We start from the raw sequence: 19,773 nt of genomic DNA, 5'->3' as shown, positions 1-19,773 counted from the left end.
CCTAGCGGCACGGCGCGCGAGTCGATAGGAGCGGGGCAAATTCGGTATTCGGAGAGCAGGCAATGCAGACGGTGGGCGTGATCGGAGCGGGGCAGATGGGCGCGGGCATCGCGCAAGTCTCGGCGCAGGCAGGCTTCCATGTCCTGCTCACCGACGTCTCGAAGGAGCGCGCCGAGGCCGGCAAGGCGGGCATCGCCAAGGCGCTCGATCGGCTGGTGACCAAGGAGAAGATCGATGCCGCCGCGCGGGACCAGGCGCTGGCCCGGATCGAGCCGATCGACGGCGTGCACGGCATGTCCTCCTGCGGGCTGGTGATCGAGGCCGCGACCGAGCGCGAGGAGATCAAGCGCTCGATCTTCGCCGAAGTCGGCAAGGTGCTCGGCCATCAGGCAGTGCTCGCCTCGAACACCTCGTCGATCCCGATCACGCGCCTCGCCCAGGCCTCGCCCGACCCGAAGCGCTTCGTCGGCGTGCATTTCTTCAATCCCGTGCCGGTGATGGGCCTGATCGAGCTGATCCGCGGCCTCGCCACCTCGGACGAGACCGTCAATCTCGTCGAAGAGTACGCCAGGGCGCTCGGCAAGAAAGTGGTGCGCGCCAACGACGCGCCTGGCTTCATCGTCAACCGCGTGCTGATGCCGATGCTCAACGAAGCCTGCTTCGCGCTGGGCGAGGGCGTCGCGACCATTCCCGATATCGATATCGCCTGCCAGCTCGGCCTCAACCACCCGATGGGCCCGCTGACGCTCGCTGATTTCATCGGCCTCGATACCTGCCTGGAGATCACCCGGGTGCTGTTCGAAGGCACCGGCGACCCGAAGTTCCGCCCCGCGCCGCTGCTGGTGAAATATGTCGAAGCTGGCTGGTTCGGCCGCAAGACGGGCCGGGGGTTCTACGACTATTCGGGCGAGGAGCCCGTGCCGACGCGGTGACTTCTCAAGCCCCTCCCTTCAGGGGAGGGCTTTAAGAGGCCAGCGCCTCCAGCCACCGCTGGTGCCAGCGCTCCATCCGCGTCGGGAACAGCAGCCGCCCGACCCGCGAGACCAGCCCATATTGAGTCTCCTCGGTCAGGATCGAACACCCCGTCCCGGACGGCGTGATCAGCCAGGCGTGATAGGCCGTCACGCCGATCCCCTCCGCCACCCAGGCGATCCGCGTCTCCGGCTCGAATTCCTTCACTTCGCTGCGCAGCGCCACGCCGAAGGTCTTCCAACTGAACCGAGCGCCCGCGAACAGGTCCGCGCCGCCGCCCTCGATCGCCACGTCGCTCGCATTGGCATAGATCGCCGGCCAGCCCGCCGCATGGATCAGCCGCCGCCAGACGATCTCCGGCGCGGTCTCCGTCTCGATGCGGTTGACGACATGGATCGGCGCCTCGGCTGGCGCGAAGCCTTTCGGCCAGTGGATGCCCTCAGCCACCCACCCTCAGCCGTTTTGGGCGATCGGCGCGAAGCGCGCGACCTGGCGACCGACCAGGCAGAGCTGCTCGAACACCGCGGGGTCGCTGCTCCCGCCGTCATCGTCGAACTTGGTCAGTTGGGTGTTGATCGCCGCGGCGAACGGCGTCGGCCAGCCGCGCAGCGCATGGACGATCGAGCGCAGCGCCGCGATCGTGCTGCCCGTCGCCTGCCAGCCATAAGCGGTCGCGATCAGCCCGACCGGCATGTCCGCCAGATAGGGCCGTTCGTCCTTGGCCGTCTCTTCGAGCAGGTCGAGCGCGTTCTTGACCACGCCCGAGATGCTGCCGTGATAGCCCGGGCTGGCGATGATCAGCGCCGAGGCCTGGCGCACGGTATCGACGAACTCGCGCTCCTGCTCGGTCCGTTCGGTCGCGCGCGGATCGTAGAGCGGCAACCGCGCCATGTCGGCGCCACCGAACATGCGGGTACGAAACCCCTCCTTGCACGCCGCGTCGAGGGCGATGCGCAACGCCCGCTCGGTCGAGGAGGTGCCGCCGATCGTGCCGCCGATCCCCACGACGAGCGGCGATGCGGCGGTGGCGATATCGGTCATTCGGCATCCTTGTCGGTGCGGCGCTGCACCGCATCCAGATAGCCGCTGCACGGTACGGCCTCAATGCCCCTATGGTCGACGCTCGCATGACCGGGCCGCGCCTGCTAGGATGCGCATCATGTCGAACGCTTGCGGCAACTGTCATATTACGCTAACACACCTCCGGGCGGCGTAACCGGGAACGGACTGACAGGAGCCATGCGTCCTTATCCTTTCGAACCCGCGTCGTCGCAGGGCAATTCCTCGCTGGACCTGACCGAGGACCTGCCCCCGCCCGCCTATTCCGGCCGGTTCGACTATCCCGAGCAGCCCGAGCCTCGCCCGACCGACCTGCCGGGGGCGCCGCGACGCAATTACTGGCGCTGGTTCACCCGCGGCATCGGCGCGCTCATCATCCTGTTCGTGCTGGCGGTCGGCTGGCTCGCGGTCACCGCGCCGCTGTCGCAGTCGCTGAAGCCCCTGACGCCGCCGAGCATCACCCTGCTCGCCGATGACGGATCGCCGATCGCGCGGCGCGGCGCGATCATCGGCGCCCCGGTCGACGCGGCGAAACTGCCCAGGAACGTCACCAACGCCTTTCTCGCGATCGAGGACCGGCGCTTCCGCTCGCATTGGGGCATCGACCCCAAGGGCATCATCCGCGCCTTCGTCCACAATATGAGCCGGGGCCGGGTGCGCGAGGGCGGCAGCACCATCACGCAGCAGCTCGCCAAGAACGCCTTTCTCGATTCGGACCGGACGGCGGCGCGCAAGGTGCGAGAGGTGATGATCGCCTTCTGGCTCGAAGCATGGCTGTCGAAGGACGAAATCCTCTCGCGCTATCTGTCGAACGTCTATTTCGGCGACAACGTCTATGGCCTGAGCGCCGCGGCGAAGCATTATTTCAACCGTGATCCGCGCGCGCTGTCTATCGGCCAGGCGGCGATGCTTGCCGGGCTGGTCAAGGCGCCGTCAAAGCTTGCCCCGACCGTCAACCTCAAGGGCGCGCGCGACCGGCAGAAGCTCGTGGTCGGCGCCATGGCCGCGGCCGGCTTCATCGACAAGGCGACCGCCGCGGATGTCCGCCCGGCGCGCCTCGCCGTCGACCGGATCAAGCCGCTGCCCGATGGCACCTATTTTGCCGACTGGGTCCTGCCCGAGGCACGCGACCGCGCCGGCGAGATCGTCACCGAGACGACGGTGAAGACCACGCTCGACCGCCGCCTGCAGAATGCGGCCGAGCGCGCGGTCAGGCGTGCCGGCCTGCGCCAGGCCCAGATCGCCCTGGTGGCGATGCGCCCCGACGGCCGGGTGGTCGCGATGGTCGGCGGCAAATCCTATGCCGACAGCCCGTTCAACCGCGCCACCCAGGCGCGGCGCCAGCCCGGATCCGCCTTCAAGCTGTTCGTCTATCTGGCGGCGCTGCGCAGCGGCATGACCCCGGATTCGATGATCGACGATTCGCCGATCACCATCGCCGACTGGTCCCCCAAGAACAGCGACGGCCGCTATCTCGGCCCGATTACGCTGCGCCAGGCCTTTGCCAGGTCGAGCAACGTCGCGGCGGCCCGCCTGATCCAGAAGGTCGGCGTGGCGAACGTCATCAAGGCCGCGCGCGACCTCGGCATCACCACCCCGATTCCCAGCGAGGCGACGATCGCGCTCGGCACCTCGAGCATGTCGCTGCTCGAACTGACCTCCGCCTATGCGGCGTTCGCGGCCGAATCCTATCCGGTCGCTGCCCGCGGCCTGGAGGAAGTGCGCGACCAGAGCTGGTATGCGGCGCTGACCACGAGGTCGCGTCCGCTGACCGGCCGCATCCGCGACGACATGCTCGACCTGCTCTCGGCCTCGGCCGAATCGGGCACCGGGCGCCAGGCGGCGCTGTCGGTCGATACCTTCGGCAAGACCGGCACCACCCAGGACAATCGCGACGCGCTGTTCCTCGGCTTTGCCGGCGGGCTCATCACGGGCGTGTGGGTCGGCAATGACGACAACACGCCCAATCCCGGCCTGTCGGGCGGCGGCATCCCCGCACGGGTATGGCGCGACTTCATGCAGCAGGCGCTCGGCGTCGGCCCGGCCCAGGCCGCCGAACCAGCCGCCGACGAGGTCGATCCGGACGCGGAGAATGTCATCGATCCCGACGCGATCCTGTCTCCCGTAGAGGGGCAGCTGCAGGGGCTTGGGCTCGACCTGCATATCGGCCGCGACGGCAATATCGAGATCAATCGCTCGAACCGCGACAATGGCGATCCCCGCCCGCGCCGCGACGACCGCGCCCCGCCCCGCGATCCCGAGGACGAGGAGCCGCAATGAGCCTTGATCCGTCGGATGAACGATGGTCGTCACTAAAGGGCGGCTATCGTGTCCCGTATGACCCGCGCCCTGCCCTGCGGCGCATTGAAACGGGCGAGCCACCGGGTCCGGCCTGGGACGAATTGTGGGAAGAGCTATTCCATCAGGAAGATGTCGGCGAGGCATCCTATGCCGCGGTGCCCGAGATCGCCCGGTTGATCATGGACGGCCGGACCGCGGACTGGAACGGCTTTGCCCTGGTCGCGACGATCGAGGAACGGCGCGGCGTGGACGGCAACCCACCGCTTCCGGCATGGCTGATCGAAGACTATGAGGCGGCCTGGCAGTCGATCTTCGCGGCCGCCGTCAGCATGCTCGCGACGGCAACGGACGAGACCCTGCTGAATGCACTGCTTGGGGTGATCGCGATCCGCAAGAAACTACCGACACCGGGCCGTCTTGCACTTCGCCTCAGCGAAAATGAACGGCGCGCCCTGCTCGACGAAGTCGGCTGGGTCTAAGGTGAGTTGACGCGTCGCCCGACGCGCAGCAAGGCACCGGGCATGCGCTTCTTTTCCGATAACGCCGCTCCCGTCCATCCGGCCGTCATCGCCGCGCTGGCCGAGGCCAATGTGCTCGACACCGCCTATGACGGCGATGCCTGGAGCAAGCAACTCGACGGGCTGTTCTCCGACCTGTTCGAGGCTGATGTCCGTGCGCTCTGGGTGCCGTCGGGCACCTCGGCCAATTGCCTCGCGCTCGCCGCGTTGTGCCCGCCGCACGGCGCGATCGTCTGCCACCGTGACGCACATATCCAGAATGACGAATGCGGCGCGCCGGAATTCTATACCCACGGCGCCAAGCTGCTGCTCGCCGAGGGGCCAGGCGCGAAGCTCGATCCCGTCGCGATCCGGGCCGTGCTCGATGCCACCCGCGACGACGTGCACCAGGTCCAGCCGCACGCCATCTCGATCACCAACGCGACTGAATATGGTCTGGTCTATTCGCCCGACGACGTCGCCGCGATCGGCGATCTGGCGAAAGCCCGTGGTCTCGGCCTGCACATGGACGGCGCGCGTTTCGCCAATGCCGTCGCCCATCTCGGCTGCTCGCCCGCCGACCTGACCTGGCGGGCAGGCGTGGATGCGCTGAGCTTCGGCTTCGTCAAGAATGGCGGGATGAGCGCCGAGGCGCTGATCTTCTTCAAGCCCGATCTCGCCGCCGCCACCCTGTATCGCCGCAAGCGCGCCGGGCTGCTGCTGTCCAAGGGCCGCTATCTCGCCGCGCAGATCCTCGCGCTGCTCGCCGACGATCTGTGGCTCGACAATGCCCGCACCTCCAATGCCGGCGCGGCGCTGCTGGCGCGCGCCGCCGGCGACCGGCTGGTCAATCCGGTCGAGGCGAACGAGGTCTTCCTGCGCGTCTCGCCCGAGGAAGCGGCGAGTCTCCGCGCGCTGGGCTTCGATTTCTACGACTGGGGTCCCGGCGAGGCACGGCTGGTCATTTCGTGGAACCAGCGCGAAGAGGATATCCGGCCGCTCGCCGACGCGATCGCGGCGCTTTGATAGACGCAGCTTATCATCCGACAAGGAAATCGCCGGTGCCGCCCATATCGCGCCGGCGCTAGGGCAGGCGTATGTCCGATCAGCCCGCCCCGCAATCGACGCGCCTCGCGGTGCTGATCCCGTTCGGCATCGTCACCCTGATCTGGGGTTCGACCTGGATCGTGATCAACGACCAGCTCGGCGTTGTGCCGCTCAACTGGTCGGTCGCCTATCGCTTCACCGTGGGCGGGCTGACCATGCTGGCCTATGCGGCATGGAAGCGCGAGACGGTGCGCCTCGACGGACGCGGCTGGCTGTTCGTCACGGCACTGGCCTTCACCCAGTTCTGTCTCAACTTCAACTTCGTCTATCGTGCTGAGACCTATATCACTTCCGGCCTCGTCGCCGTGGTGTTCGCCCTGCTGCTCGTCCCCAACGCCGTGCTCGGCCGCGTCTTCCTGGGCCAGCGGCTGGGTCGGCAGCTCATCATCGGATCGATCATCGCAATGGCGGGAGTCGCGCTGTTGTTCGTGCATGAGGCCCGATTCGATCCGCATGGACCGCGCGCGGCGCTGACCGGCATCGGCGTCGCCCTGCTGGCGGTGCTCTCGGCCTCGACGGCCAATGTCCTGCAGGGCACCGAGACCGCCCGGCGCTATCCCATGGCGCCGACGCTCGGCATCGCCATGCTGCTCGGCGCAGCGATGGAGGCCGTCATCGCTTGGGCGGTCGCGGGCCCGCCGGTGATCGAGCCGCGCCTCTTCTATCTGCTGGGGCTGCTCTATCTCGGCATCGTCGCCTCGGCTCTGGCCTTCACGCTCTATTACGGGGTGCTGCGCGTGATCGGCCCGGCCAAGGCCGCCTATTCGAGCGTGATCATCCCGGTGATCGCCATGTTCTTTTCGACCCTGTTCGAGGGCTATCGCTGGTCACTGCTCGCCGGAGGCGGCGCGGCGCTGACCGGTGCCGGGCTGGTTATCGCATTGAGGGCGCGCAGGCCTGCCCGGTAATCCGGGTAAAGCGGGCGCCAGCCGAGTACCCGCTTCGCCTTGCCGTTCGCCACCCGGCGGTTCTCGTCGTAAAAGGCGCGCGCCGGGGGCGACAGGGTCTCGATCGCCACAAAGGGTGGCGGATCGCGCCCGAGCAACCGCGCCGCGCACGCCATCACGTCATTCTGACTCGCCGGCAGATCGTCCGCGAGATTATACGCGCCCGCAGGCGCGTCGAACCCGGCGATCACGCCCGAGACGAGATCGTCGACATGAATCCGGCTGAACACCTGTCCCGGCAGGTCGATGCGGTGCGCCCGCCCTTCGGCGATCCGGTCGAGCGGCGAGCGGCCGGGGCCATAGATGCCGGGCAGGCGAAACACACGAGCCCCCATCACCAGCCAGGACGCATCCGCCGTCGCCCGGGCGCCGCGCCGCCCGCCGCCGATCGGCGAACCCTCGTCCACCCAGGCGCCGCCGGCATCGCCATAGACGCCGGTCGAGGAGAGATAGCCGAGCCATGCGTCGGCCCCGGCCAGCGCCGGGCCATAGGCAGCCAGCACTGGATCTGCCTCACCCTCGGGCGGCACCGAGGACAGGATATAATCCGTCCCGGCGATCGCCGCCGTCACCGCCGCCCGGTCGCTGAACGCGATCGTTCCGGGCCGGCCATCGCGGCTGGTGCCGGTCACGTGCCAGCCCCTGGCGCCCAGCCGGGCGGCCAGCGCCCGGGCCGAATAGCCGAGGCCGAAGACGAGCAGCGCGGTTATTTCGCGCCGTACCCGTCATAGAGCAGGCCGAAGAAATCGCCCCTGTTCCAGCGCGGCCGCTGGTCGCCATCGGCGATTTCCCGCGCGATCGCATAGTTCGCGTCGACGAAGCGGATGCCCTGGCTCCAGTCGATCGGCTGCGACACCTCGTCCGAGGGCTGGTGATAGCGCTTGGCGAAGAACTCGGCCGTCGCGGCCTTGCCCGGCCCGGCCTGGCCCGGCCACAGGAACACCGAGGGCACGCCCTGCTGGACGAAGCGATAATGGTCCGACCGGACGAAGATGCCCTGCGCCGGATCGGGGTCCGGCGACATGGTCACGCCCACCGAAGCGACTGCCTTGCTCACGATCGGCCCGAGCGTCGACCGATCGGCACCGAACACCGTCATGTCCTCGAACCGATAGGTCAGGATCGGCATGTCGAGATTCACATCGGCGACGATGCGGTTCATCGGCACCGTCGGGTGCTTCGAGAAATAGTCGGAACCGACCAGCCCCTTTTCCTCGCCAGTGACGGCCAGGAACATCACGCTACGCCGCGGCGGCTTACCGCTCGCCTTGAAGCGCCTGGCTTCCTCGATCAGCGAGGCGATGCCGACGGCATTGTCCTCCGCCCCGTTGAAGATATTGTCGCCCTTCATGTCCGGGCGCACGCCGAGATGGTCGAGATGGGCGGAGAGCACGACCACTTCGGACCCGAGTTTCGGGTCGCTGCCGGGGATCATGCCGGCGATATTGCTGCTCATGCCCTGCTGGAACGCCGTCTTCACCGCGATCGCCAGGCTGCCGGGCAGCTGCTCCGCCTTGAACTTCGTCTCGGCATTGGTGGCGCGCTTCACGATGGCGTCCCAGGGTGTCTTCGCGCCTGCGAACAGCTTGGCCGCACCCATGTCGCTGATCGTCGCCAGCTGCGGCGCGCCCGGCGCATCGCCGGTGCCATCGGGTTTGCCCCAGGTCACGCGCGGGCGGTCAAGATTCTGCGCCGCCGCGCCGAGCGGGCGCGGCTGGATCAGGATCGTGCCGATCGCCCCGCGCGACTGGGCGTAGATCGCCTTGGTCGTGCCGCCGGAGAAATGCGCGCGCTCCTCGCTCTGGAAGCTCGACGGCGCGCCGCCGAGATAGGCGACGATCTTGCCCTTCACATCGACACCGGCATAGTCGTTGCGCTTATATTGCGGCGCGACGATGCCGAAGCCGACAAACACCACCGGCGCGTCGATCGCCGTCGAGGCGGCACCGGCATAGGCGCCCGGAACATAATCGTCGCCGAACACCAGCCGCTGCGGCTCGGCATCCTTGCGGGTCAGCACGAGATCACCCTTGTCGGCGGCGCGATAGGTGACGAGCGGCACCTTCTGCAGATAACCCCCATTGTCGCCCGCCGGGCGCAGGCCCGCCGCGTAGAATTGCGCCGCGACATATTCGGCCGCGATGTCGAATTCCGGGCTGCCCGCCTCGCGCCCGCGCATCGCGTCGGAGGCGAGGAACATGACATGCGCCTTCATCGCCGCTTGGTCGTCGGGGAGCACCGCGTTGACGATATCGTTGATGGCCTTCGCATCCTTCACCGGGGCGGTGGGAGGCGTCGGTGCCGGGGTCGTCTGGGCCAGCGCAGCGCCCGCAAAACTCATCAGCGCGATCGCGCCAACCGAACGAAACATGCCTTTTCCTTGTACCGTCAGGATCATGAACGACGGCCTAGCACCGCCATGCGCCTGCGCAAGTGCGGCAGGCCGGGCGGCGATTTCGGTGGCACGAGCGAAAGCGCGCCCCTACATCCAGCGACATGCTCGACGTCCAGACCGCCACCGCCCTGCCCCATGTCACGCGCCGCGAGGATTATGAGGCGCCCGACTGGCTGGTCCCGGAGATTTCGCTCGATTTCGACCTCGCGCCGGAGAAGACGCGCGTGCAGGCCGTGCTGCACATCATCCGCAACGGCGCGCACGACGCGCGGCTCCGCCTCGATGGCGGCGGCCAGACCCCCTTGTCGGTCAAGGTCGACGGCAAGACGATCAATGACTGGACGCTCGACGACGACACGCTCGTTATCCCGCTCTCCGGGTCGGCGCATACGATCGAGACCGAGGTCGAGATCGCACCCGATCGCAATACCCAGCTGATGGGGCTCTATGCCTCGGGCGGCAATCTCTGCACCCAGTGCGAGGCGGAAGGGTTCCGCCGCATCACGTTCTTTCCCGACCGGCCTGATGTGCTCAGCCGCTACAAGGTGCGCATGACGGCGGAGAAGGCACGCTTCCCGGTGCTGCTCGCCAATGGCGATCCTGTCGGGGAGGGGGATCTCGGCGACGGACGCCATTGGGCCGAATGGCACGATCCCTTCCCCAAGCCCTGCTATCTCTTCGCGATGGTCGCGGGCGACCTCGTCGCCAATCGCGGCAGCTTCGTCACAGGGTCGGGCCGCGAGGTCGCGCTCGGCATCTGGGTGCGCGCCGCCGACGTCGCCAAGACCGGCCATGCGCTGGAAGCGCTCAAGACCGCCATGGCCTGGGACGAGCGGGTCTATGGCCGCGAATATGATCTCGACGTGTTCAACATCGTCGCGGTCGACGACTTCAACTTCGGCGCGATGGAGAACAAGGGTCTCAACATCTTCAATTCGCGCTACATCCTGGCCGATCCCGATACCGCGACCGATTATGATTTCGACGCGATCGCCGCGGTCGTCGCGCATGAATATTTCCACAACTGGTCGGGCAACCGCGTCACCTGCCGCGACTGGTTCCAGCTCTCGCTGAAGGAAGGCTTCACCGTCTTTCGCGACCAGAGCTTCTCCGCCGACCAGGGTTCCGCCGCGGTCAAGCGCATCGAAGACGTACGCGGCCTGCGCGCCGCGCAATTTCCCGAGGATGCCGGCCCGCTCGCGCACCCGATCCGGCCGGACGAATATCTCGAAATCTCGAACTTCTACACCGCGACGATCTATAACAAGGGCGCCGAAGTCATCCGCATGATGGCGACCCTGCTCGGGCCCCAGCGTTTCCGGACCGCCACCGACCTTTATTTCGATCGCTTCGACGGCACCGCCGCGACCTGCGAGGATTTCGTCGCGTGCATGGAGGAAGGGGGCGAGATCGACCTGACTCAGTTCCGCCGCTGGTACAGCCAGGCCGGCACGCCGCGCGTCACCGCGTCGCTGGCGCATGAGGCCGGCAGCGGCCGCGCCACGCTGACCCTGTCACAGCGCATCCTCCCGACCCCGGGGCAGCCCGACAAGCTGCCGATGGTCCTCCCGATCAAGCTCAAGCTGTTCGGCGCCGACAGCGCCCGCCCGATCGGCCCGGAGCAGCTGATCCAGCTGACCGATGCCGAGGAGCGCATCACCTTCGAGACCGTCACCGAGCGCCCGGTCTTGTCGATCAACCGAGGCTTCACGGCGCCGGTCGTCATCGAGACCGATCGCTCCGCCGCCGATCTCGCTTTCCTCTCGGCGCATGACGACGATCCCTTCGCGCGCTACGAGGCGATGCAGCAGCTGATGCTCGACACCCTGGTGAGCTCGGTCAGCCAGGGTCGCGCCGATCATGCCCCGGTCATCGCCGCCATCGCCAATACGCTCGATGACCCCCATCTCGACCGCGCCTTTGTGGCCGAGGCAGTGCTGCTGCCGTCGGAAAGCTTCATCGGCGACCAGATGAAGCTGGTCGATCCCGAGGCGATCTATGCCGCGCGCGAAGCGCTGCGCCGCGACATCGGCCGTACGCTCGAGGCGAAATGGCGCGCCGAATATGAGCGCGCCCGGGCAACGAAGTTCGAATATTCGCCGCTCGCCAAGGGCCTGCGCCGGCTGCGCACCGTCGCACTCGGCTATATCGCGGCGGGTGGCGGCGACGAGGCCGCCGCGCTCGCCTTTGCCCAGTTCGAGGCAGCCGACAACATGACCGATCGCCAGGGCGCGCTGACCACGCTCGTCAACGGCAATTCGGACCGGCGGGTCGCCGCGCTCGACATCTTCTACAATCGCTATTCGGACAATGGCCTGGTCCTGGACAAATGGTTCTCGACTCAGGCGCTATCGTCGCGCGACGACACCTTGGCGAGCGTCAGGGAACTGGCGCGGCACCGCGACTTCACCCTCGCCAACCCGAACCGCGCCCGGTCGCTGGTCGGGGCGTTCAGCGTCAACCAGCGCGCCTTCAACGCCGTTTCGGGCGAGGGTTATCGTTTCGTCGCCGACCAGCTCATCGCGCTCGACAAGCTCAACCCGCAGACCGCCGCGAAGCTGATCCCGCCGCTCGGCCGCTGGCGCCGTTTCGACGAGGCACGCGGCACCTTGATGCGCGCGGAACTCGAGCGGATTGTCGCGACGCCGGGGCTGTCGAAGGACATGTTCGAACAGGCCTCGCGCAGCCTCGACGGCTAACCGGTCACGAGATCGCGCATCGCCAGCGCATTGCCGAGCGCAGCGCCTGACGCGGTATTATCGTAGATCGTCCAGCTCTCGACGTCCGCCGCGCAGGCTGCCGCCGCCTGCCGCTCGACCGCCGCGAGGTCATAGGCCGACCAATAGATGCGCGGCGCGCCGTGCAGCCGTGCGTAGCCGAGGCCAGTCCATCCGCCCGGCTCGCCGGCCCCGGCTACCGGCGCGGGATCGGCGGCGACTCGCGCCACCCGGTGCTTGACGAGCAGCGCATTGGCCTCGGGCGTGAACCAGCCGGCATGGCGCGGCTCGCACGCCATCGTTCCGCCCAGCAGGTCATGGACCAGGCTGAAGAACCGATCCGCGACCATGGCGTCGAAGGCGAGCTTGGGTGGCCATTGGACAAGGAGCGGCCCACGCTTCTCCCCGAGCCCCGCAACCTCTCCGGCGAAACGTGCAAGCAGGTCGTCGCAATCGATCAGCCGCCGCTCGTGCGTGATCGCCTTGGGCAGCTTCACGGCGAACCGAAAGCCCGCCGGCACGCTCGCCGCCCAGCGCGCATAGGTCTCCGGCTTGTGCGGCCGGTAGAAGCTCGAATTGATCTCGACGGCGTCGAAGGTCGCGGCATAGCGTTCGAGATGACTGCCCGTGTCCGGGAAGCGCCCGGCAGGCGGCTTGTACAGCGACCAGCCCGCCGTGCCGATGCGAATCCGCTGCCTGGAAGAGCCTGCCGCCATTGAGGAAGGGAACGCTCGAAGCGACCGGAACGACCCCGCTCCCGGCCGGATCAGACCTAGAAGTCGAAATCCACGTCGTCATATTCCTTGGGCGGGTTGATCCCCGTCATCCGTTCGGACAGCAATGGACGAAAGCTCGGCCGGCTCTTGAAGCCGCGATACCAGCGCGCCGTCTGCTCATGCCCCTTCCAGTCGATTCCGCCGAGATAATCGGCAACCGAGATCTGCGCGGCGGCGGCGAGATCGGCCAGGCTCATCGTCGCGCCGGCCACCCAGTTGTGATGGTCGAGCAGGTAATCGGTATAGTCGAGATGACGCTCGGCCGCCTTCATCGCTTCGCGCAGCACGCGCGCGTCGGGGGCGTCCCTGGTCACGATCCGCTTCATCATCCGCTCGCCGAGCAGCGGGGCGGTCACGTCCTGGAAGAATTGCGTATCGAACCATGCGGCCAGCCGGCGGATCTCGGCCCGGTTGACCGCGGTGCCGTTGATCATCGCCGCCTTGTCGACCGTCTCCTCGAGATATTCGCAGATCGCCATCGAATCCATGAGCAGGATATTGCGCTTGGGATCGACCATGACCGGCACCTGGCCGGCCGGATTCATGTCGAGGAATTCGTCGCGTCGGTCCCACGGATTCTCCAGGACGAGATCGTACCCGACGCCTTTTTCACCGAGCAGGAGCCGGACCTTGCGCGAGAAGGGGCACAGGGGGAATTGATAAAGCTGCCACATATGGCTCTGTTAGGCCGACAGGCCGGGCGGGGGAAGGCATGATGACGGACGATTTGGTCGAGGCGGTGGCGATCGTCTAAACCCATCCCGAAACCGCAATCCTTCCGTCGATACTGGCTATCGACGAAAACCGAGCCCGGCCACTTGTGTTCCCGCGAAGGCGGGAACCCAGCCTGGGCTCCCGCCTTCGCGGGAACACAAACTGGGCGTCCCGGCGCCTACTCCGCCGCCACCATCTCCGACCGGTCGTCCAACGGATGCGCCAGACGCGTCAGCATTTCCTTCGGCACGACCTGCCAGAAGCGGTCGATCGCCCGGCCCCAATCGTCGAGCAGCGCCGCCGACCATTTGCTGTCGGTCGCCGCATGGTGCGCGCGCACCAGGTTGAGCAGCACTGCCTCCCAATGCATCGACGACAGGCGCTGCCACACGATGTTCTCCGGGTTGGCGCGACGTTCGAAGCTGCCGTCGGCGTCATAGACAAAGGCCATACCGCCGGTCATGCCGGCACCGAAGTTCGCGCCGACCGGCCCCAGCACCACCGCGGTGCCGCCCGTCATATATTCGCACCCGTTCGCGCCGCAGCCCTCGACCACGACGGTCGCGCCGGAGTTGCGCACCGCGAAACGCTCGCCTGCCTGGCCCGCCGCGAACAGGCTGCCCGAGGTCGCGCCATAGAGCACGGTGTTGCCGATGATCGTGTTGTCCTGGCTGGCGAGCGGTGAGCTCACCACCGGGCGCACCGCGATGATGCCGCCCGACAGGCCCTTGCCGACATAGTCGTTGGCATCGCCGAACACTTCGAGCGTGATGCCCTTGCACAGGAACGCGCCCAATGACTGGCCGGCGGCGCCGCGCAGCCGGACATGGACATGCCCGTCGGCCAGCTTCGACATGCCGAAGGTGCGCGTGATCTCGCTCGACAGCCGCGTGCCGACGGCGCGGTGCGTGTTGCGCACCGAATAGGTCAGCTGCATCTTCTCGCCGCGCGAGAACACCGCTGCCGCATCCTTGATCATCTGCGCATCGAGGCTGTCGGGCACTTCGTTGCGCCACGCCGACAGGCTGAAGCGCCGCTGGTCGTCATCCGCATCGACCTTGGCGAGGATCGGATTGAGATCGAGATCGTCGAGATGCTCGGCGCCGCGACTGACCTGCCGCAGCAGCTCGGTGCGGCCGATCACCTCATCCAGGCTCTTGAAGCCCAGCCGGGCCAGAATGTCGCGCACTTCCTCGGCGATGAAGGTCATCAGGTTGATGACCTTTTCCGGCGTACCGGTGAACTTGGCACGCAGCCGCTCGTCCTGGACGCACACGCCGACCGGGCAGGTATTGGAATGGCATTGCCGCACCATGATGCAGCCCATCGCGACCAGGCTGAGCGTGCCGATGCCGAATTCCTCGGCGCCCAGAATCGCGGCGATCACGATGTCGCGTCCAGTCTTCAGCCCGCCATCGGTCCGCAGCTTGATCCGCCCGCGCAGCCCGTTGAGCGTCAGAGTCTGGTTGACCTCGCTCAGGCCCATTTCCCACGGCGTGCCGGCATATTTGATGCTGGTCTGGGGGGAAGCGCCGGTGCCGCCGACATGGCCGGACACCAGGATCACGTCCGCATGCGCCTTGGCGACGCCCGCCGCGACGGTGCCGATACCGGCCGACGAGACCAGCTTCACGCAGACGCGCGCGACCGGATTGATCTGCTTCAGGTCGTAGATGAGCTGCGCCAGATCCTCGATCGAATAGATATCGTGATGCGGCGGCGGGGAGATGAGCATCACCCCGGGCGTCGCGTGGCGGAGCTTGGCGATGAACTCGGTCACCTTGAAGCCGGGCAGCTGCCCGCCCTCGCCGGGCTTGGCACCCTGCGCGACCTTGATCTCGATCTCGTCGCAGGCGTTGAGATATTCAGCCGTCACGCCGAACCGGCCCGACGCGATCTGTTTCACACCCGAATTGGCATTGTCGCCGTTCGGATAAGGCGCGTAGCGCGCCTTATCCTCGCCGCCCTCGCCCGACACGGCCTTGGCGCCGATGCGGTTCATCGCGATCGCCAGCGTCTCGTGCGCCTCGGGGCTGAGCGCGCCGAGCGACATGCCCGGCGTGACGAAGCGCTTGCGAATCTCGGTGATCGCCTCGACCTGGTCGATGGCCACACCCTCATTGGGGTAGTTGAACTGGAACAGGTCGCGCAGATAGACCGGGGGCAGCGCCTCCACCCCGCGCGAGAATTGCAGATAGGTCGAATAGCTGTCGGTCGCGACCGCGGTCTGCAGCAAATGCATCAGCTGCGCCGAATAGGCATGCGTCTCGCCGGTATGCCGCTGGCGGTAGAAGCCGCCGATCGGCAGATTCACCACCACTTCGTCATAGGCGGCTTCGTGCCTGAGCGCCGCGTTGAGATGCAGCGAGGCATAGCCTTCGCCCGAGATCTTCGCGGGCATGCCCGGGAAGAGATCGTTGACCAGGCTGCGCGACAGCCCGACTGCCTCGAAATTATAGCCGCCGCGATAGCTGGAGATCACCGCGATCCCCATTTTCGACATGATCTTGAGCAGCCCCTCGTCGACCGCATGGCGATGGTTGGCGAGGCACTTTTCGATGCTCAGGTCGCCGAACAGCCCGCGCTGGTGCCGGTCGACGATCGACGCTTCGGACAGATAGGCATGCACCGTCGTCGCGCCGACGCCGATCAGCACTGCGTAATAATGCGTGTCGAGGCATTCCGCGGTCTGGATGTTGATGCTGGCATAGGAGCGCAGGCCGCGCCGGACGAGATGGGTGTGCACCGCCGCCGCCGCGAGCACGCCGGCAATGCCGACCCGGTCCGGCCCGATGTTCATGTCGCTCAGGAAGATCTCGCTCTTGCCTTCGCGCACGGCCTGTTCGGCCTCGGCACGAATGCGCGCGATCGCGGCACGCAGCGTCTCGGGCCCGCCGCCGCTTTCGAAGGTGCAGTCGATATCGGCGACCTTCGGCCCGAAAAAGCTCTTCAGCCGCGCCCAGTCGGCCCCGGTCAGCACCGGCGAATCGAGCACCAGCACACCGTCGCGCCGGTCCTCGGTGTCTAGGATGTTGGCGAGATTGCCGAAACGGGTCTTGAGCGACATCACGTGCCGCTCGCGCAGCGAATCGATCGGCGGGTTGGTGACCTGGCTGAAATTCTGCCGGAAGAACTGGCTGATCAGCCGGGGCTTGTCCGAGATGACCGCGAGCGGCGTATCGTCGCCCATCGACCCGATCGCTTCCTTGGCGCCCTCGACCATCGGCGACAGGATCAGCTCCATGTCCTCGAGTGTCTGCCCCGCCGCGACCTGGCGGCGGGTGAGGTCGGCGCGCTCGAACCGCACGGTCGAATCGCTCGGTGCCGGCGGCAGATCGTTCACGCCCAGGAAATTGCCGATCATCGTCGCGTAATCGGCCTCGCCGGCGATCTGGTCCTTGATCTCGCGGTCCTTGAACAGGACGCCCCGGTCCAGGTCGACCGCGATCATCTGGCCCGGCCCGAGCCGGCCCTTCTCGATGATGGTCGATTCGGGCACGACCACCATGCCGCTCTCCGAACCCACGATCAGCAGGCCGTCCGAGGTGCGGGTGTAGCGCAGCGGGCGGAGCGCGTTGCGGTCCATGCCCGCCACTGCCCAGCGGCCATCCGTCATCGCCAGCGCAGCCGGGCCATCCCACGGCTCCATCACGCTCGCGAGATATTTGTACATGTCGAGATGCGCCCTGGGCATCTCGCCCTTCGGGCCCCAGGCTTCGGGCACCAGCATCAGCTTCGCGGTCGGCGCGTCGCGGCCGGAGCGGCAGATCGCCTCGAAGGTGGCGTCGAGCGCGGCGGTGTCGGACGCACCGGCCGGGATCACCGGCTTGATGTCCTCTGAATATTCGCCGAACGCGAGGCTCGCCATCTTGATCTCGTGGCTGAGCATCCAGTTCTTGTTGCCGCGGATCGTGTTGATCTCGCCGTTGTGCGCAAGACAGCGGAACGGCTGCGCCAGCCACCATTGCGGGAAGGTGTTGGTCGAATAGCGCTGGTGGAAGATCGCGACGCGGCTTTCGAAGCGCTGGTCGGTCAGGTCGGGATAGAAGACCGAAAGGCTCTCCGCGAGGAACAGGCCCTTGTAGATGATTGATCGGCAGCTCAGCGAGCAGATGTAGAAACCCTGGATCTGCGCCGCGATCACGCGCTTCTCGATCCGGCGGCGGACGAGATAGAGATTCTTCTCGAACTCGGCGGCGCTCTGCTCCTCCGGCAGCGGCCCGGCGATCATGATCTGCTCGATCTCGGGGCGGGTCGCCTGCGCCTTTTGGCCGATCACCGACACGTCGACCGGCACCTGGCGCCAGCCATAGATGGTATAGCCTTCCTCGATGATCGCGCTCTCGACGATCGTCCGGCAATCCTCCTGCGCGCCGAGATCGGTGCGCGGCAGGAAGATCATGCCGACCGCGAGCCGGTTGGACATGGTCTTGTGGCCCGAGGCGCTGATCGCGTCGTCGAAGAACTTGACCGGCAGGTCGACATGCAGCCCGGCGCCGTCGCCGGTCTTGCCGTCGGCATCCACCGCGCCGCGGTGCCACACGGCCTTCAGCGCATCGATCGCCGACTGGACGACGCGGCGTGACGGCGTGCCGTCAGTCGCGGCGACCAGGCCGACGCCGCAGGCATCCGATTCGAATTCGGGGCGGTACATGCCGACCTCGGCGAGGCGGGCGCGTTCGGTATCCATCTTGGTCATGCCGCCTTCTTCCCTGCCTTGGCCTTCGCCTTCAGCCAGCTGTGCATCGTCGTCGCGACATCGCGGCCATCGCGGATCGCCCACACCACCAGGCTCGCGCCGCGCACGATGTCGCCCGCCGCGAACACGCCATCGAGCGAGGTCATCAAGGTCTTGTTGTCGACCAGCAACGTGCCCCAGCGCGTCACGCCGAGTTCCGGCGCACCGAACAGCGCCGGCAGTTCCTCGGCGTCGAAACCGAGCGCCTTGATCACCAGGTCGGCCGGCAGCGTGAAGCCGCTCTCGGGCTCCGCCTCGGGCGCGCGGCGGCCGCTCGCGTCGGGGGCGCCGAGCCGCATCTTCGTCGCGTGCACGCCCGTCACCGCCTCGCCCGCGTCGAATGCCTGGGGTGCGGAGAGCCAGACGAATTCGACGCCTTCCTCCTCGGCATTGGCGACCTCGCGCTGCGACCCCGGCATGTTGGCGCGGTCGCGGCGGTACAGGCACTTCACCGACGTCGCGCCCTGGCGGATCGCCGTGCGGACGCAGTCCATCGCCGTGTCGCCGCCGCCGATCACCACGACATTCTTGCCGGCGGCATCGAGCTTGCCATTGTCGAAGTCCGGCACCGCGTCGCCGAAGCCCTTGCGGTTGGATGCGGTGAGATAGTCGAGCGCCTCGACCACGCCCGCGCTGCCGACGCCCGGTGCCTTGATCGCGCGGGGCTTGTAGACGCCGGTCGCGATCAGGATCGCGTCGTGACGCTGGCGCAGCTGGTCCAAGGTCGCATCGCGGCCGACCTCGAAGCTTTCGTGAAACACGATGCCGCCGGCTTTCAGCCGATCGACCCGGCGCGTGACGACATGCTTCTCCAGCTTGAAGCCGGGAATGCCATAGGTCAGCAGACCGCCCGCCCGATCGTGCCGATCGTAGACATGCACATCATAGCCCATCACCCGGCAATATTCCGCGGCGGAGAGCCCGGCCGGCCCGGCCCCGATCACGCCGACCGACTGGCCGCGCGACGGACCCGGCACCAGCGGCTCGACCCAGCCTTCTTCCCAGGCGGTGTCCGTGATGAACTTTTCGACTGATCCGATCGTCACCGCGCCGTGCCCGGAGAATTCGATCACGCAATTCCCTTCGCACAGCCGGTCCTGCGGACAGATGCGGCCGCAGATTTCGGGCATGGTCGAGGTGGCATTGCTCAGCTCATAGGCCTCGCGCAGCCGCCCGTCGGCGGTCAGGCGCAGCCAGTCGGGGATATGGTTGTGCAGCGGGCAATGCACCGAACAATAGGGCACCCCGCATTGCGAGCAGCGCCCGGCCTGTTCCTCGGCGGCGGTCGGCGCATAGCGATCGGCGATCTCGCGGAAATCCTCCGCGCGCGGCTTGGCCGGGCGCTTGCCCGGATAGGACTGTGCCCGGTCCACGAACTTCAATGTGTTGCCGTCAGCCATGCTCGCCCGCCTCGTAAAATCGAGGTGGCGCTAGCGTTTCTCCAGGTGAATGTCACGAAGAATCCGCTATATAGGTAAGCTACACTGTCCTATTTCGCCGCATTTATTGCTGCGTTGACCTCTTTTCCAAATGTGACTGTGTATATTTGT

14 protein-coding genes are annotated in these 19,773 nt (G+C 67.0%); 6 read left to right on the top strand and 8 right to left on the bottom strand.

Annotated features, from left to right (window positions below):
• Nucleotides 1–62: 62 nt before the first annotated feature.
• Entirely contained in the window at nt 63–932 is an 870-nt protein-coding gene (locus ACZ1I5_RS22565) for a 3-hydroxybutyryl-CoA dehydrogenase (protein ID WP_465171465.1), read from the top strand.
• 31 nt (nt 933–963) lie between these two features.
• On the opposite strand, the gene ACZ1I5_RS22560 is transcribed toward ACZ1I5_RS22565, so the two are convergent.
• On the bottom strand, nt 964–1,419 hold the full coding sequence (locus ACZ1I5_RS22560; protein WP_465171464.1) for an SRPBCC family protein: 456 nt from the start codon (nt 1,417–1,419) through the stop codon (nt 964–966).
• Nucleotides 1,420–1,425: 6 nt separating this feature from the next.
• The gene (locus ACZ1I5_RS22555) at nt 1,426–2,013 is read right to left on the bottom strand and encodes an NADPH-dependent FMN reductase (protein ID WP_465171463.1); all 588 of its coding nucleotides are present in this window, start codon (nt 2,011–2,013) and stop codon (nt 1,426–1,428) included.
• A gap of 198 nt (nt 2,014–2,211) precedes the next feature.
• Here ACZ1I5_RS22555 and ACZ1I5_RS22550 point away from each other — a divergent pair, with 198 nt between their 5' ends.
• From ACZ1I5_RS22550 to ACZ1I5_RS22535, 4 genes are all read left to right on the top strand, one after another.
• Nucleotides 2,212–4,311 (top strand): transglycosylase domain-containing protein, encoded by a 2,100-nt coding sequence (locus ACZ1I5_RS22550; protein WP_465171462.1) that lies wholly within the window; start codon nt 2,212–2,214, stop codon nt 4,309–4,311.
• Entirely contained in the window at nt 4,308–4,811 is a 504-nt protein-coding gene (locus tag ACZ1I5_RS22545) for a hypothetical protein (RefSeq protein ID WP_465171461.1), read from the top strand. Before ACZ1I5_RS22550 ends, ACZ1I5_RS22545 begins: the two co-directional genes overlap by 4 nt.
• 42 nt (nt 4,812–4,853) lie before the next feature.
• Nucleotides 4,854–5,855: a threonine aldolase family protein gene (locus tag ACZ1I5_RS22540; protein WP_465171460.1), complete on the top strand. Its 1,002-nt coding sequence runs from the start codon at nt 4,854–4,856 to the stop codon at nt 5,853–5,855.
• A 71-nt stretch (nt 5,856–5,926) separates the two neighbouring features.
• Nucleotides 5,927–6,844 (top strand): DMT family transporter, encoded by a 918-nt coding sequence (locus ACZ1I5_RS22535; RefSeq protein ID WP_465171459.1) that lies wholly within the window; start codon nt 5,927–5,929, stop codon nt 6,842–6,844.
• Here ACZ1I5_RS22535 and ACZ1I5_RS22530 read toward each other — a convergent pair.
• Together ACZ1I5_RS22530 and ACZ1I5_RS22525 are read right to left on the bottom strand one after the other, a co-directional pair.
• Nucleotides 6,754–7,593 (bottom strand): Rossmann-fold NAD(P)-binding domain-containing protein, encoded by an 840-nt coding sequence (locus ACZ1I5_RS22530; protein WP_465174026.1) that lies wholly within the window; start codon nt 7,591–7,593, stop codon nt 6,754–6,756. The two genes, ACZ1I5_RS22535 and ACZ1I5_RS22530, sit on opposite strands and share 91 nt — an antisense overlap.
• Entirely contained in the window at nt 7,590–9,254 is a 1,665-nt protein-coding gene (locus tag ACZ1I5_RS22525; protein ID WP_465171458.1) for a M28 family metallopeptidase, read from the bottom strand. The genes ACZ1I5_RS22530 and ACZ1I5_RS22525 overlap by 4 nt, the downstream gene beginning before the upstream one ends.
• A gap of 125 nt (nt 9,255–9,379) precedes the next feature.
• Between ACZ1I5_RS22525 and pepN the strand changes: the two genes are divergently transcribed.
• Nucleotides 9,380–11,977, top strand: a complete 2,598-nt coding sequence (pepN, locus tag ACZ1I5_RS22520; protein ID WP_465171457.1) for an aminopeptidase N — start codon at nt 9,380–9,382, stop codon at nt 11,975–11,977.
• On the opposite strand, the gene ACZ1I5_RS22515 is transcribed toward pepN, so the two are convergent.
• From ACZ1I5_RS22515 to ACZ1I5_RS22500, 4 genes are all read right to left on the bottom strand, one after another.
• Nucleotides 11,974–12,711: a DUF72 domain-containing protein gene (locus ACZ1I5_RS22515; RefSeq protein ID WP_465171456.1), complete on the bottom strand. Its 738-nt coding sequence runs from the start codon at nt 12,709–12,711 to the stop codon at nt 11,974–11,976. The genes pepN and ACZ1I5_RS22515 overlap by 4 nt on opposite strands.
• A 56-nt stretch (nt 12,712–12,767) precedes the next feature.
• Complete coding sequence (locus tag ACZ1I5_RS22510) at nt 12,768–13,445, bottom strand: glutathione S-transferase family protein (protein ID WP_465171455.1); 678 nt, start codon at nt 13,443–13,445, stop codon at nt 12,768–12,770.
• 218 nt (nt 13,446–13,663) lie between these two features.
• Complete coding sequence (gene gltB, locus ACZ1I5_RS22505; protein ID WP_465171454.1) at nt 13,664–18,184, bottom strand: glutamate synthase large subunit; 4,521 nt, start codon at nt 18,182–18,184, stop codon at nt 13,664–13,666.
• Nucleotides 18,181–19,623: an NAD(P)-dependent oxidoreductase gene (locus ACZ1I5_RS22500; RefSeq protein ID WP_465171453.1), complete on the bottom strand. Its 1,443-nt coding sequence runs from the start codon at nt 19,621–19,623 to the stop codon at nt 18,181–18,183. Before ACZ1I5_RS22500 ends, gltB begins: the two co-directional genes overlap by 4 nt.
• Nucleotides 19,624–19,773 lie beyond the last annotated feature (150 nt).

The organism is Sphingomonas sp. BL-S-30 (assembly GCF_055521475.1).
Note: the sequence above shows the minus strand (reverse complement) of the source record. Positions and strands in the feature narration are given on the sequence as shown.